General features: G+C 41.4%; 10 protein-coding genes. 5 read left to right on the top strand and 5 right to left on the bottom strand.

Features of this window, described 5'->3' with window-relative positions; translation table 11 throughout:
• Positions 1-159: 159 nt before the first annotated feature.
• On the bottom strand, positions 160-1536 hold the full coding sequence (locus U9O96_01385) for a hypothetical protein (GenBank protein MEA2053760.1): 1377 nt from the start codon (positions 1534-1536) through the stop codon (positions 160-162).
• Between the two features lie 175 nt (positions 1537-1711).
• Between U9O96_01385 and U9O96_01380 the strand changes: the two genes are divergently transcribed.
• The gene (locus tag U9O96_01380) at positions 1712-5185 is read left to right on the top strand and encodes an STT3 domain-containing protein (GenBank protein ID MEA2053759.1); all 3474 of its coding nucleotides are present in this window, start codon (positions 1712-1714) and stop codon (positions 5183-5185) included.
• A gap of 49 nt (positions 5186-5234) precedes the next feature.
• A complete protein-coding gene (locus U9O96_01375) occupies positions 5235-5519 on the top strand; it encodes a carboxymuconolactone decarboxylase family protein (GenBank protein MEA2053758.1) in 285 nt (94 codons plus the stop codon).
• Here the strand turns inward: U9O96_01375 and U9O96_01370 are convergent, their stop codons facing one another.
• Complete coding sequence (locus U9O96_01370) at positions 5520-6596, bottom strand: GTPase (GenBank protein ID MEA2053757.1); 1077 nt, start codon at positions 6594-6596, stop codon at positions 5520-5522. It abuts the gene before it with no gap.
• A gap of 214 nt (positions 6597-6810) precedes the next feature.
• Here U9O96_01370 and glmM point away from each other — a divergent pair, with 214 nt between their 5' ends.
• Positions 6811-8259 carry a phosphoglucosamine mutase gene (glmM, locus tag U9O96_01365; GenBank protein ID MEA2053756.1) on the top strand — a complete coding sequence of 483 codons (1449 nt, stop codon included), beginning with the start codon at positions 6811-6813 and terminating at the stop codon, positions 8257-8259.
• Positions 8260-8331: 72 nt separating this feature from the next.
• On the opposite strand, the gene radB is transcribed toward glmM, so the two are convergent.
• Genes radB through U9O96_01350 form a run of 3 tightly spaced genes read right to left on the bottom strand, consistent with a single transcriptional unit; the run spans position 8332 to position 11278 of the window.
• Positions 8332-8997, bottom strand: coding sequence for a DNA repair and recombination protein RadB (gene radB / locus U9O96_01360; GenBank protein MEA2053755.1), 666 nt, complete (start codon positions 8995-8997; stop codon positions 8332-8334).
• Positions 8998-9018: 21 nt separating this feature from the next.
• Positions 9019-9525 (bottom strand): DUF429 domain-containing protein, encoded by a 507-nt coding sequence (locus tag U9O96_01355; protein ID MEA2053754.1) that lies wholly within the window; start codon positions 9523-9525, stop codon positions 9019-9021.
• The gene (locus U9O96_01350) at positions 9515-11278 is read right to left on the bottom strand and encodes a C25 family cysteine peptidase (GenBank protein ID MEA2053753.1); all 1764 of its coding nucleotides are present in this window, start codon (positions 11276-11278) and stop codon (positions 9515-9517) included. Before U9O96_01350 ends, U9O96_01355 begins: the two co-directional genes overlap by 11 nt.
• A 327-nt stretch (positions 11279-11605) precedes the next feature.
• Between U9O96_01350 and U9O96_01345 the strand changes: the two genes are divergently transcribed.
• Both U9O96_01345 and U9O96_01340 read left to right on the top strand, forming a co-directional pair.
• A complete protein-coding gene (locus U9O96_01345; protein MEA2053752.1) occupies positions 11606-12070 on the top strand; it encodes a YbhB/YbcL family Raf kinase inhibitor-like protein in 465 nt (154 codons plus the stop codon).
• 55 nt (positions 12071-12125) lie between these two features.
• Positions 12126-12314: a hypothetical protein gene (locus tag U9O96_01340; GenBank protein MEA2053751.1), complete on the top strand. Its 189-nt coding sequence runs from the start codon at positions 12126-12128 to the stop codon at positions 12312-12314.
• Positions 12315-13024 lie beyond the last annotated feature (710 nt).

The following is a 13024-nucleotide window of genomic DNA, read 5'->3' as shown; positions in this document are numbered from 1 at the left end:
GGCATATCAACTTCATTGCAGGGAATGCTTACTATCCCGGCAAAAGCGCTGCTGAAAAGAAATACAGATATTACCAATGGCACAATTATTTTTTTCATGGTAACTAAAATGCAATTGCAATATAAATTATTTTTGAGAGATATATTGATGGTGCGGGGTTTACCTTTCAAACCTTTCTAAATTGAGAATGTCCCAGTCATCCTGATCCGGAAATCCATGGGTGCCATCTGAATAATCCACGAGCTTGAAAGCATATCGATAGTTCATGCAGCTTCTGTAATTGCCGAACAGCCAATATTGCAGCTGCCACGGAAATCTCGTATGCTCATTGTCTATGCCCGCATAATTATTCAGCCCTATGTTATGCCCCAGTTCGTGCATGAAAAGGCTTGCATGGGACAGTTTCATTCCCTCCTCGGTCGGTCTCCATTTCTGTATGTAAGCGCTTCCAAGAACGAAGGCATCTGTCATGAAATTCATGCCTCCCGCGGGGCGGCGCCAGAAAACAATTTCATGGCATATTATGGCATAGCGGAAGACGCCTTTCCTGGGATTTTCCTGGTCATTGTGAAGGAAATAATTATCGTATGTATCCTTCAACTCGTTCCAGTCAAGTGCTTCGTCATACGGTATCTCATCGCTTCCCCCCATGCACCCTGTATCGAGCATTAGCATGATATTGTGCTTCGTAAAGGCGGAATAAAGCATCTGGATGGATTTCTCCGGCATTATGTGCTGTATACCGTCCGCAGCAGGAGCCATCTGGTCCACTTCTATGAAAATATCCTGTCTGAACGGGTCGGCAAACCAGTCTGCCAGCATGTATCCCTCAATGTTTTGCAATCCGTCATTGTCCTCATCCAGAGCATTATGGTTTTCTGCAGCAAGCGGGTCGTACCCCCACTTATCCTCCCATTCTATGGGCAATCCGTCTCCATCGCTGTCACTGCCGCTGTCATTTATCTCCGGATCAGTATGGTAAACATTCGTTTCCTCCCAGTAGGTTAGCCCGTCGCCGTCATAATCATTGAACGATATGTCAAACCACATCTCGAAATCCATATCGTCGATTTCCCCGTCTTCACAGCCGGAAGAATGTCCGTAGCCAGAATCATCTCTCAAAAAATCATCGCCAAACCAGCTGCCGGTCTTCACATCATAATAAATATCTATCTTATTCCCGTTATTTGATATGTCTCCCTCCACTCCCCCTTTCCATAGTTCTATCGATACAGGTATTTCTTCCTCATCGTCCGGAATATCAAAGTGAGCTGTGCACGGATACATCATGTCATATCCGGTGAAAATGCCGCTTTCCCAGCTCTGCCCTCCTGCAGTGATTTTTATTGAAAAAGATGGTTCCTCATCGATGACTATTTTTCTCACCCTCTCGATGTGGACGTCAATGGCAAGGTCGACAAGCGGATCCAGGTCGTTCAAGCCCGGGGCATAGCTTGAGATATGAAATGAATTGCTGCCGATCGTTGCGAGCATGAAAAAAGTTACTATCCCGGCATACAATACTTTAGTCCTCATTTTTTCAAATACAATATTGTCTACGCCTTTATAAAAATTGGTCTACGGCACATAAAATTAAATGGAATTCAGGATCATTCGTCATTTGGATGCTGGTCCAATTCATAATTTTTAATTCCCAAGAGCAATGGGATAAATATTTATTTACCTGTCTATTTACCGAAAGAGTGAAAGCATGGCAAAAGGCATTAAGATAAAGAAATGGGTCATTCCGTTAGTGATAGGGGCGTTTTTCCTCGTACTATTCCTTAATACATATTTTAATTATACATCGGGCGTGGCAATAAATGGAGAAGTTCAATCGTTAACAGACAAGTTTTATCTTGCCGGTCCAGATCCTTACTATAATGCCCGCCTTGTAGAAAAAACTGTTGAGACAGGGCATTATCCCTATCTTGGCGGGGTGCACGGGGATGAAGACCCGTTATTGAATTATCCTCTGGGACGTTCTGGTGGAAGACCTCCATTGTTCAATATGGTAACAACAGGTGTGGGCAAGATTATTTCACCTTTTGTTGGAGAGACGGATGGCCTGGGATACGCAATGCAATTTTTGCCGGCCATTTACGGCGCCCTTCTCGTTATTCCAGTGTATATGATGGGCTCCAGATTATTCAATAAAAAGGCAGGTATTCTGGGTGCATTTATGGTTGCCCTTATTCCGATACATCTGAGTTCCGGTCATGGCTCTGCATATTCCCTTTACGACCACGATTCTTTTATCCTTTTGCTTACAACTACAACCATCATGTTTCTGGTGATGAGCTTAAAGGAAAAAGATGCAAAAAAGTCAATGATTTATGCCTTTATGTCCGGGATTGGAGTGGCGGGTGTTTCCATGACCTGGGTGTCGGCAGAATATATATATGCGATTATAGCGGTGTATGGTATCGCCCAGATGGTTATTGATATTATTGCCTCCAGGATAAATCCAAGTGTGCCAAGAACGTTGTTTATTGCATTATTCACAGGTTATGGGCTGGCATTTCCCCTCTTTTGGATAAAGTATGGATTTTCTCCTTCAGTGCATTTAATCATTTTGCTGGCCGTAGCGGTATTCAGCGGAATATACCTCTGGCTTGGAAAAAATAAAATCCCATGGGTTATATCCATACCATCTATATTCGGCATAGGTGCGGCAGGGCTTGCTTCCCTTTACGTTATAAGAAACACCACAAGCAGCCTACTTAAACCTTTTACCAGTATCTCAAATATTATTTTTGGTTCCGGGATATATGGGAATAAGACTTCTTTAACCATAGCGGAGGCAAGCACATTTGATTTCAGCAAAAACGTTATGTCATTCGGACCGGTTTTGTATTGGCTTGCCTGGGCAGGTTTTCTGTTTCTTATATATCGCTATTACAAGAATAGGTCCAGAAGAGAATATTTCCTATTAATTGTTTGGTTTTTAATAGAGGCATGGCTGACGAGGACGGCCGGCCGTTTCCTCAATGACCTGGTACCTTTGGTTGCAGTACTTGGCGGATGGGTATTGTGGATGACCATAGACAAACTCGATTTTCAGAGCGTGGTAAAAACAATAAAAGGTGTAGGTGGAGGCTGGTACGGGCTTAAAAAAGGTGTAAAAGTCAGGCATGTTATCGGGGCAGCATTTGTGGTATTCCTTGTGGTTATGCCAAACGGCTGGCTTGCATTTGATGCATCCCTGCCTTTGACAATGAAAGGAAATTTTGATACAGATAAACTTGGTGCGTTCGGTCTGGGGCTGCATACGGAGGAATACTGGACAGATGCGTTTTCATGGCTCAGGCAGCAGAATGAGGGCATAAATGATACCGAAAAACCCGCTTTTATTTCATGGTGGGACTACGGGTTTTACTGTGCGGCTCTAGCGGAAAATCCAACTGTGGCAGATAACTTTCAGGACGGAATAGAGCCCGCCGCTAATTTTCAGACAGCAAGTAGTGAGAAAGAGGCGGTAGCGGTCTGGATAGTGAGACTGGCAGAAGGGGATATGGCAAAAAATGGCGGTAAGCTATCTGGCAACGTTACTAAAATTTTTGGAGAATATTTCGGAAACGAGAGCCAGGATTTGATAAAAATACTCGAGGAGCCTGCTGAACATGAAAATACATCTTACAATAAAATAATTGGGGAAGAATACGGAGGAAAAAAATATCTCGTGAGGGAGAAGAATGCAATGTATCATGATGCCATAGAAATGTTGACCAAACTTGATGATGAAGATATTACATGGATATATCACAAAATTCAGAATGCAACGGGAAATAGCATCAGATATTATGGTGTTGAAGGTTATGATGTAAACATATTCAACGTATTCACTTTTCTGGCGGATAAAGGAACTTTTGGTTATGAAACCAGCGAGGACGATTATTTCAAAATGTGGTATGTTTCTGACAAAACGGGACAAAAATTCACTCCACAGGAAGTAAGAAATCTGTCAGAGGAGATGACCCCGCAGGAGAGGATAGATGCATATGGAAACTTTACTCCACAAACGGTAAGAAAGGACCCTTTCTATAACAGCATGGTTTACAAAACATATCTTGGGGCATCTGTTTCCAAGCAGATTTTTGAAAATCAGACGCAGTACAGGCAGTACTTATACATGCTTATGCAGCCTACAGTAGGTTTAAAGCATTTTGTTGTTGAATACGTCTCACCGATGACACAGAATAAATCCCTTTATTTTGCAAGAGGCAGCCTATGTTTTGGATGCCCTGCAGTTGTCATATCGAAGTATTATGAAGGAGCAGAAATTACCGGCACTTTAAAAAGTGATGGGGAAGCAATGGAAGGTGTCATGCTGGAAGTTCAAAAAAATGTGACAATGTATGATAGATCTGTAGGAATAACGCATGACTATACCCTAACGGACGGAAACGGCCACTTTACTGTTATTGCCCCGGCCGGAAACATAACGCTTGTCGTATCACAGGGAGCGGGACAGGATAGAGTCATAATCAAAAAAATTACTTTCAACGGTACTGGCAATTTCACTCCAATCACTGATGATGAAGCAATGCGTCGTGTGTCAACGTGGCAGCGCGATATAGGCATTATAAATATCAATAAGGGGTCTGTTGAAGGAACTGTTTACTGGGATAAGGATGGAGATGGAAAATACAATGATAGCATAGATGCTCCCCTCCCAAATGTTAAAGTAGAAATCGGCGGCAGAGAGGCAACCACAAATTCAAGAGGGCATTACGAAGTGCATTCACTACTGCCGGATTCATACCAAATTACCGCAACGAAGCAGGGATATGACATCACCGGGCAAAAACAGGTGGCAGTAAAGCCTGATGAGACCACGATAAATAATATTTCAATGGTGCCATCAAAAGTAAAAGTTAGCGGGGCAACGTGGTATGATGCAAATAGCAATGGAGCAAGAGATACAAATGAGAGTGTAGCCGGTGTATCAATAAAATTTGTTGTTGTATCTGCTCCTGACGAAAATGCAGACAATGCAACCGTACTTTCGAACGAAACGGGATATTATACAAGATATTTGTTCCCTGCTACATACGCAATTGAGGTAGATTTTTCCGTAAATGTAGAAAATGAAACCGTCAGGTATGTATATAGCGATACGCTTAAGATAAATATAGGGGACAGCACGAAAACTCTGGATATAAAACTTTCAAAGGTAGAATAAATGAAATACAAGTATAGAGAGCGAATGAACAGCAAGATTTTATCTGAAGGTGATAAAGAAACAAAGCGATTTCTCTCTCGATGCAGCTGTCTATAAAGGTGGAAGATTACCTGCAAAAACAAAAGAGCTGCTCGGTCTTGTGGCTTCTACAGTTCTCAGGTGCAACGATTGTATTCTTTGTCACCTGGAAAGGTGCATTCAGGAAGGTTTTAAGGACGAGGAGCTATATGAAGCGCTTAATGTTGCCCTTATTGTGGGCGGTTCAATAACCATACCGCATATAAGATATGCATATGAGATGATCGAGGAGATAAGGAAGGAAAGGCAATCGTAGTTACCGGGTTGCTATTGTTATGATGTCTCCATCTTCAACTTTGTGATTCATTCCCACTCTCTGGCCAGGAAACGATGCCGAAGGTCCCCAGACCGCGGCATATCTAAAATTTTTAACGAACTCACGATGAATTTTGCGGCAGACATCCTCTATTTTCGCACCTTTTTTTAAAACAAGTGGATGTTTCATATCTGCTCCTTTTCCTTCGGGCTTCATGTACACTCTAACCAGGGTAAGGGTATTGAATATTTTTTCTTTCAATTCTTCTATCCCAAAGCCTGTCTTTGCGGAAATAAGCACGGTTCTGTCATCTCTTGCGATGTTTATCTTACCTTTTCGGGACATGTCTATCTTGTTTATTGCCACGATGGAGGGTATGTAAACCCTGTTGCCAGATAATGCGTCTATCAATCTTTCCTCATCGACATTTTCTCTTATTACGATATCGGCGTTTATTAGGTATTCCTGAGCTATATTCTTTGCTGTTTCACAGTCTATTTTTGCTTTCCTGGAGAGTTCTATTGATATACCTCCTCTGTCCTTTTTCTTTATAGTTACATTAGGTGGTTTCTGGTTTATCCTTATCCCCGAGAGCCACAATTCATTCCTTATAAAATCAAGCTGTGATAAATCTCCGGCATCAACCATTATAAGGAGGAGATCAGCCGCTCTTGCAATTGAGATAATTCTTCTTCCTTCCCCCTTTCCCTCAGATGCACCGTAAATTATTCCAGGGAGGTCGAGAATTTGTATTTTGCACCCACCATACTCCATAACTCCTGGGATTACGGATGTGGTGGTAAAATCATAGCTGCCTATCTTACTTTCCGCATTTGTTAGGCGATTAATAAGAGTTGATTTTCCTACCGAAGGGAACCCGACTATGCCTATCGTTGCATCTCCGCTCTTTTTCACCCCGAATCCGGCGCCGCCTTTTCCTCCCTTCTGTTTCAGTTTTTTGTCTCTGAGGCAGGCTATTTTTGCTTTTAGCTTCCCGATGTGGTGTTGTGTTGCTTTGTTGTACTTGGTGTTTTTAATCTCTTCTTCGATTTTTTTTATCTCCTCGTCGATATCCACAATCGTCAATGGCGGTAATGTAAATAAAAATTATGATGCTTTTTCCTTAAACCATCTTTACAGACTTTATTTCGTTGGATGTTTATCCAACACTTTCGGAGCTCTTCGGATACATTATTGCAGCTAAGCTGCAAAGGTAAAACGGATCAGGGTGGGGACATTTGCCCAAAAGCTGAAAAGGAATATAACCCTGCAGATCAAAAATGGAGGTGAAATGAAAAATAAATTGTTTGCCGCCAATGATACCAAACTTTTTTGCACAAATTATTTTGTTTTCGCCATAAATTTTTATAATTTACTGCATTACTTCATTATGTCCCGTCTGTTTGGAACAAACGGCGTTCGAGGCGTTACCAATAAAGATATGACTGTAGAACTTGCCCTAAAATTGGGCAAATCGATAGGAACTTTTTTTAAAGGAGATATTGTCATCGGAGCGGATACAAGAACTTCAAATGAAATGCTCGAAGATGCTGTAATCGCTGGTTTGCTCTCCACTGGCTGCAATGTTTTTGATGCCGGCATGATTTCGTCTCCTGCGTTGCAGTATCACGTAAAAGAAAGCGATAAAAAAGGCGGGGTGATAATTACCGCTTCACACAACCCCCCTGAATTTAATGGAATAAAAGTTATCGATGGAGATGGGACCGAGCTTGGAAAAGAGAAAGAAGATAAAATAGAGGACATATATTTCAACGAGAAATGGGGAGCAGCGGAATGGAATAAGATAGGTAATGTATACAAAATAGAGGCAACTGAAACATATATAGATGCCGTTCTATCGAAAGTGGATGTGGATGCAATAAAAAGAAAGGGTTTTACGGTTGTGCTCGACTGCGGTAACGGAGCAGGATGTGTTGCAGAACCATACATCCTATCAAAACTTGGATGCAGGGTTATTACGCTAAATGCCCATCCGGATGGAACATTTCCCGGCAGAAATGCTGAGCCAATAAAAGAAAACGTTGGAGAGCTAATGAACATGGTTAGGGAATGTGGGGCAGATGCTGGAATAGCATATGATGGTGATGCCGACAGGGCAATCTTTATTGATGAGAGAGGAGAGTATGTTTATGGGGACAAAACTCTTGCAATCATCTCTGCATATATGGTAGAGAGAAAGGGAGGAAAAATTGTTACACCTGTCTCCACATCAAGCTGCGTTGAAGAACTTGTTAGGAAGAAAGGCGGGGAGATAGTATATACACGGGTTGGCTCTCCTATTGTAGCACGGAAGATGATTGAAATTGATGCAACATTTGGTGGGGAAGAAAACGGCGGGCTGATTTTTCCCAGCCATCAGTACTGCAGGGACGGAGGAATGGCATCGGCTGCAATACTGGAAATCATGGCATTGAAAGATAAAAAGCTATCAGAACTGGCAAAAGAAGTGCCCGAATATCATCTTGTCAAGATAAAGGTAAAATGCGATAGTAAAAAAAAGCAGGAAATCATGGATGCTTTCATAAAAAATGAGGATGGCAATGTCGATTTGACAGACGGAGCGAAGATTTATCTGAAAGATGCATGGGTTTTGGTACGCCCGTCGGGAACGGAGCCGATTATACGAATTTATGCTGAAGGAAAGGAAATAGAAACTGCCCGTAGACTGGCAAACGAATACAAAGAGAAATTAGAAAGGGTAATAGCAGAGCTGAAGTGAATGCCAGGAATTTTGTTCAATCAGTAAATCTGTATATGCCAATTGATAATTAAATTTTCATTTTGTTTCCGATCACTCCACTCCTCTGGATGTAATCAAAAACTTTTCTTTTTTTCCTTCGGGCTGAGAGCGGTGTTTCATAAGTGTTGCAACTCTTCCCTCCTTTCCATCGCTCCTTTTTCCTTCTATTTTATCAAGACATATAGCCGTCTTTGCCATATGGTCTATGCTTCTTCCGCCAAATGGTTTTACCTCATCTCCGACAGAATATACCTGGGCTGTCACGATGACGGGTATGTGCCTCTTACGGGCCGCTATCTGGAGATTTACGAGCTGCCTGGTAAGAGAGCGGGTTGCCCCTCCTTCGTCTCCTTCCACGCCAAGGCGGTAGTAGAGATTCACGCTATCAAGTATTATCAATCCTGAATCTATCTTAATCGCTTTTTCAACCATTTCTTCCTGCTCTTCTAAAGAGTAAGGCGAAAAAAATAGTATTTTCTCCGCAATCGCCTTGTCATTGCTGCATATCTGAAAGAGCCTTTCTTTTGATATCCCCTCCGTATCTATAAAAACAACCCTTTTACCAGCAGAAGCGCAATTTCTTGCTGCCTGGATGCATATATTTGTTTTACCTGTCCCGCCTTCCCCGTACATCTCGGTTATGATTCCTCTTTCAATTCCTCCTCCCAAGAGTTCATCCAGCGGTTTGCAGCCTATGGGCATCCTTTCATATTCCACCTTTTTGCAACATTTAAATGCCTAAAAAGGTTTTGTTGGTATCACGATTTCTCCAGCTTTTACGGTCTTCCCCTGCAAATAGAGTATGCCGGTCAGGGCCGCTATGTACGCATCCAACTCGTGTTTATTCTTCACTTTTATTTTTAGAATAGATGCCGTTTCCCTGTAATTTTTCCTGTAAAATCCGAGTATTTTTGCACTTGCAGTAGGAAAAACTTCTATAACCTGAGCATTGAGCGATTTTACAATCCTTCTTCCTCTCAGACATAATTCTCGCATAGATGGCATCGTCAGGGGCATGGCACCGTATTTCTTTAACTCTTTATCGCCCTCTCTTATCCTTATTTCGCCTTCCATTAATGGAGCATCTACCGAAATTATATCTGGTGCGGTATCATTTGCATATTCGATTATATCCTTGTCTAAATAAAGGGTAGAGAATGATACATCTTTTCCGTTTATGGTGCACATTCCCGTCGGGTTTTTCTCCCTGCCCGCCAAATCTATGCCAACTGTTTTATGTGCCATATCCTCCATATCCCCCGATTTTCAGGCTTGGGTCGCCAAAAAGTATCCATGATGAAACGGTTTTGCAGTCCCATATATCCAGAAAGGCATTGTTCCATTCCACCGGGGAGGTATTCAGGTATTCTGTGATAGAATCTCCAAACGCCCTACCCAGGACATTAATCCCCTCTTCCCCATACTTTTTAAAGAAAAGCGTATCTATATAGCCGCTTGCATATTCAATTATATCGGGCTTTCCATTCCCATTAACATCATCATCTGCTCCCCAGGAAAGGCTGGTGAAACCCGTAGAGGCAATCCCCCCTCCGCCTATCGCCCTCACGAGTCTCCATCCGAAACATTCATAAAATTTTTTCAGTTCGCTCGTATGGCATCCGCCCACCACAACAACAGGGAGTTTTTTTCCATTTTTTAGTTTTGGGATGTCCTGCGCGCTGATGCCTATCCACGTGCCATATTCATGGGGCGGGTGGGTGGCCCATGAGAGATAATTTCCGTGACCTTCAAAATTGATAAAGCCTGCCCCGTTGCTGAACTCCTTTATAATGTTGTCAGTAGAAAGATTTCCTTTAGAGCCAAGAATTTTAATTGGTACAAAATCTTCCATATATTCCAGTGACTTTTCCACTGTTATTTCACCCTCATAATAATCCGTACCCCACTGTGAATCATTGAAGGAATCCCCTCCAACGACAATCATTTTGTTGAACCAACTCCCTTTCTCCATTTTTTCATATGTTATTATTTTATTCACAACAATGTATGCTTCAAATACGCTTCTGCATGGCAATCTGCCGACATACACATCTGGGTATAAATCCATTACATCCATATTTCCCGAGTGGTTGTACTCACCATAGTAGCCATTTTCATTGCTATCCCATGAGGAAAAGTGCCCATTGGAATCATAAATATCCGCATAATAAAGATCGCTGAGGAAATAATTCTCAGAACCTTCATATGTATATACTTTCCTTGCCGGTATTCTTCCTGTGCCGCCCACCAGCAGGACATATTCTATTCCCCATTGTTCTATCGCATTTTTAATGAAGTATTTTATCTTCTCCCCGCTGTCTCTCCCTTCAGAAGGGAAGTAATTGCCATCGTATATCTGTGAAAGGGAGACCCATTTCGTTTTTATTCCATAGCTTTCTTTATGTTTAACCAGCTCCATCAGTGGAACCTTATAGGTGAGGGGGCTTATGATAAGCAAGTCATATTCATCCGGGACAGACAGAAGATTCTTTTCTTCATAGGAAATAGTAATGGTTGCATTGCTTACATACATAGCCATGTTTTCTTCCGGAATGTATCTCATGGGGTAGATATCTATGTTAAGGAATGTTACATGTATTCCATTCTCAAGTCCACCTGCTGTCCTGTAAGCATACCAGTTTGAAGGATACGGTTCGTTGCTTTCATATGTTTTGCCTTCCTTGAGAATGCTGTAAACTCCTCCGTTCACCGGTATAAGCTCTGGGGGCAGGCACGATTTTCTTTGGCAGTTCCATGGTGTGCATTCCACATTCTTTATTATGGTTCCAAGCGGAAATGACAAGGTGACGGATTGTACAGGCAAAATGGGCTCCCCCTTAAATCGTGTGAAAGATATGTTCTCCATTTTGATGTTTATATAATCCTTTTTGTCGCCGTTATTCCTCTCCAGTGTTTTCACCGCGTTTTTATTCCCGACGGTTATACTGCTGGCCAACAGTACAAAAATAACCAATATGCCGAACAATTTTAGTTTCATAGCAACTAAATATTTTATGTATTTTTAAGTATAACCCTGCTGCTGTACTATTTAGGTGATAAAATGGCACGCCCTAGAGGAAATAAAAAGTCACTCAAGAAAGAATCATGCAGGACACCAAAGATGCTTCTGTTTTAGATGTAACACATATCTTCTACCAATGATAGTGAAATAATCAACATATGCAGGCATACACAGCGTTTTTAAGGTCGGTGTATGTTATTATACGGAACACAGGCTCGAAACGTAAAATGGTGGATAAACGCAAAAATATTGTGAGGATTCATCGGTTAGTAAGGTTCATAAACAAACACCAGTTGTGAAAGTATGGTATTTCAAATTGAAAGCCCAGCGTTTAAGGAAGGCGAGATAATGCCAGCAAAGTATACCTGTGATGGATTAGACATTTCGCCTCCTCTGAAATGGAGTGATGCCCCTGAGAGTACAAAAAGCCTTGCTCTTATCTGCGACGACCCAGATGCTCCTATGATGACATGGGTACATTGGGTTATATACAATATTCCTCCAGAAAAAGGTGAGTTGCCAGAGGGAGTACCAAAAACAGAAACCATCGAAGGAGTAGAAAAACAAGGTAAAAACAGCTGGGGGAGATTTGGCTATGGTGGTCCGTGCCCACCTGGCACTAAACCACACAGATACTATTTCAAATTATATGCCATCGACATAGAATTGACCATTGGGCCTGGAATGAAAAAGAAACAGTTGCTTAAAGCAATGGAAGGACACATATTAGCCCAAACCGAGCTAATGGGTAGGTACACACGAAAATAACATGTCTTGCCAATTGTAATGCGAACGTTTATTTAGCAATCCTAATTAGAATACTATGGAATGGATTAAATGTGTATGCGGAAACGAGGAATTTAAAATAACACCAGCAGGAATAGCATATTGTTCAAAATGTATGCAGCCATTAGAGCAGGAAATACGAATTCCCACGAGAAGAGCAACCCCAGATATGCCCGATTACAAAGGTCCGGAGCATCCTGATATACCTGGCCCGCTTAAATTTTGATTAAAGATTCAAATTGCTGTGCTCGCACAACGTTAGAGGGGTTATATATAGAACGGTGAAATGTTACATTCTAGACGGGAAAGAGGGAGATTCTAGTTTTTTTGTCTTTTTCTTACAATATATCTTAATCTATCTTGTGGAATTTCACCCCTATCAGCTAAATGATGGTGGTGACGACATAAAACAATCATATTTCTATCTGTGTTTCTACCACCTTCCGCTCTGGGTTTAATATGATGAATCTCTAGCCCAATCTCTTTATTACACCCTGGATATTCACATCTCACATGTGCAATATCAACAATCAATCTGTTCTTCTAGTTTTGTGAAATTGGTGGAACTGTCTTCTTTTTTTTCCGCTGCTTTCTACCACCTTCTTCTAATTTTCTAATAAATTTAATAAGCTGTTTAGCCAAAATCGTTGGCAGAAAAATTTTCTTTTTTGTATAAGTATAATAAGATACGGTTATAGTAAACTATCTATTAACTATTCCTAATTGGGGCAATACCAAATATTGATATTATCTCTGGTGTTTAGATTTTAAGAGCAATGCTAAATTGAATTGCCCTTAATTTACTTTACGGGTAGATACAGATTAGGCTTCATCATATAAAAGGCTAACCATTTTTGAGATACCTCGTAGCTCAAAAAATTTCGTAAAAAATAAGAGAATCCCATCCTAATTTGATGAACCCATGGGATGGGATGA

The sequence above is a fragment of the Candidatus Thermoplasmatota archaeon genome (assembly GCA_034660695.1).
GTDB lineage: Archaea > Thermoplasmatota > E2 > UBA202 > DSCA01 > JAYEJS01.
The sequence above is the reverse complement of the archived record's forward strand: the minus strand, read 5'-3'. Positions and strand labels throughout refer to the sequence as shown.

What these genes read in the sequence shown, in the direction of transcription:
- U9O96_01385 (MEA2053760.1), bottom strand. Translation starts at nt 1,536, where the DNA reads ATGAGGACTAAAGTATTGTATGCCGGGATAGTAACTTTTTTCATGCTC.
- U9O96_01380 (MEA2053759.1), top strand. Translation starts at nt 1,712, where the DNA reads ATGGCAAAAGGCATTAAGATAAAGAAATGGGTCATTCCGTTAGTGATA.
- glmM (MEA2053756.1), top strand. Translation starts at nt 6,811, where the DNA reads ATGAAAAATAAATTGTTTGCCGCCAATGATACCAAACTTTTTTGCACA.
- U9O96_01355 (MEA2053754.1), bottom strand. Translation starts at nt 9,525, where the DNA reads ATGGCACATAAAACAGTTGGCATAGATTTGGCGGGCAGGGAGAAAAAC.
- U9O96_01350 (MEA2053753.1), bottom strand. Translation starts at nt 11,278, where the DNA reads ATGAAACTAAAATTGTTCGGCATATTGGTTATTTTTGTACTGTTGGCC.
- U9O96_01345 (MEA2053752.1), top strand. Translation starts at nt 11,606, where the DNA reads ATGGTATTTCAAATTGAAAGCCCAGCGTTTAAGGAAGGCGAGATAATG.
- U9O96_01340 (MEA2053751.1), top strand. Translation starts at nt 12,126, where the DNA reads ATGGAATGGATTAAATGTGTATGCGGAAACGAGGAATTTAAAATAACA.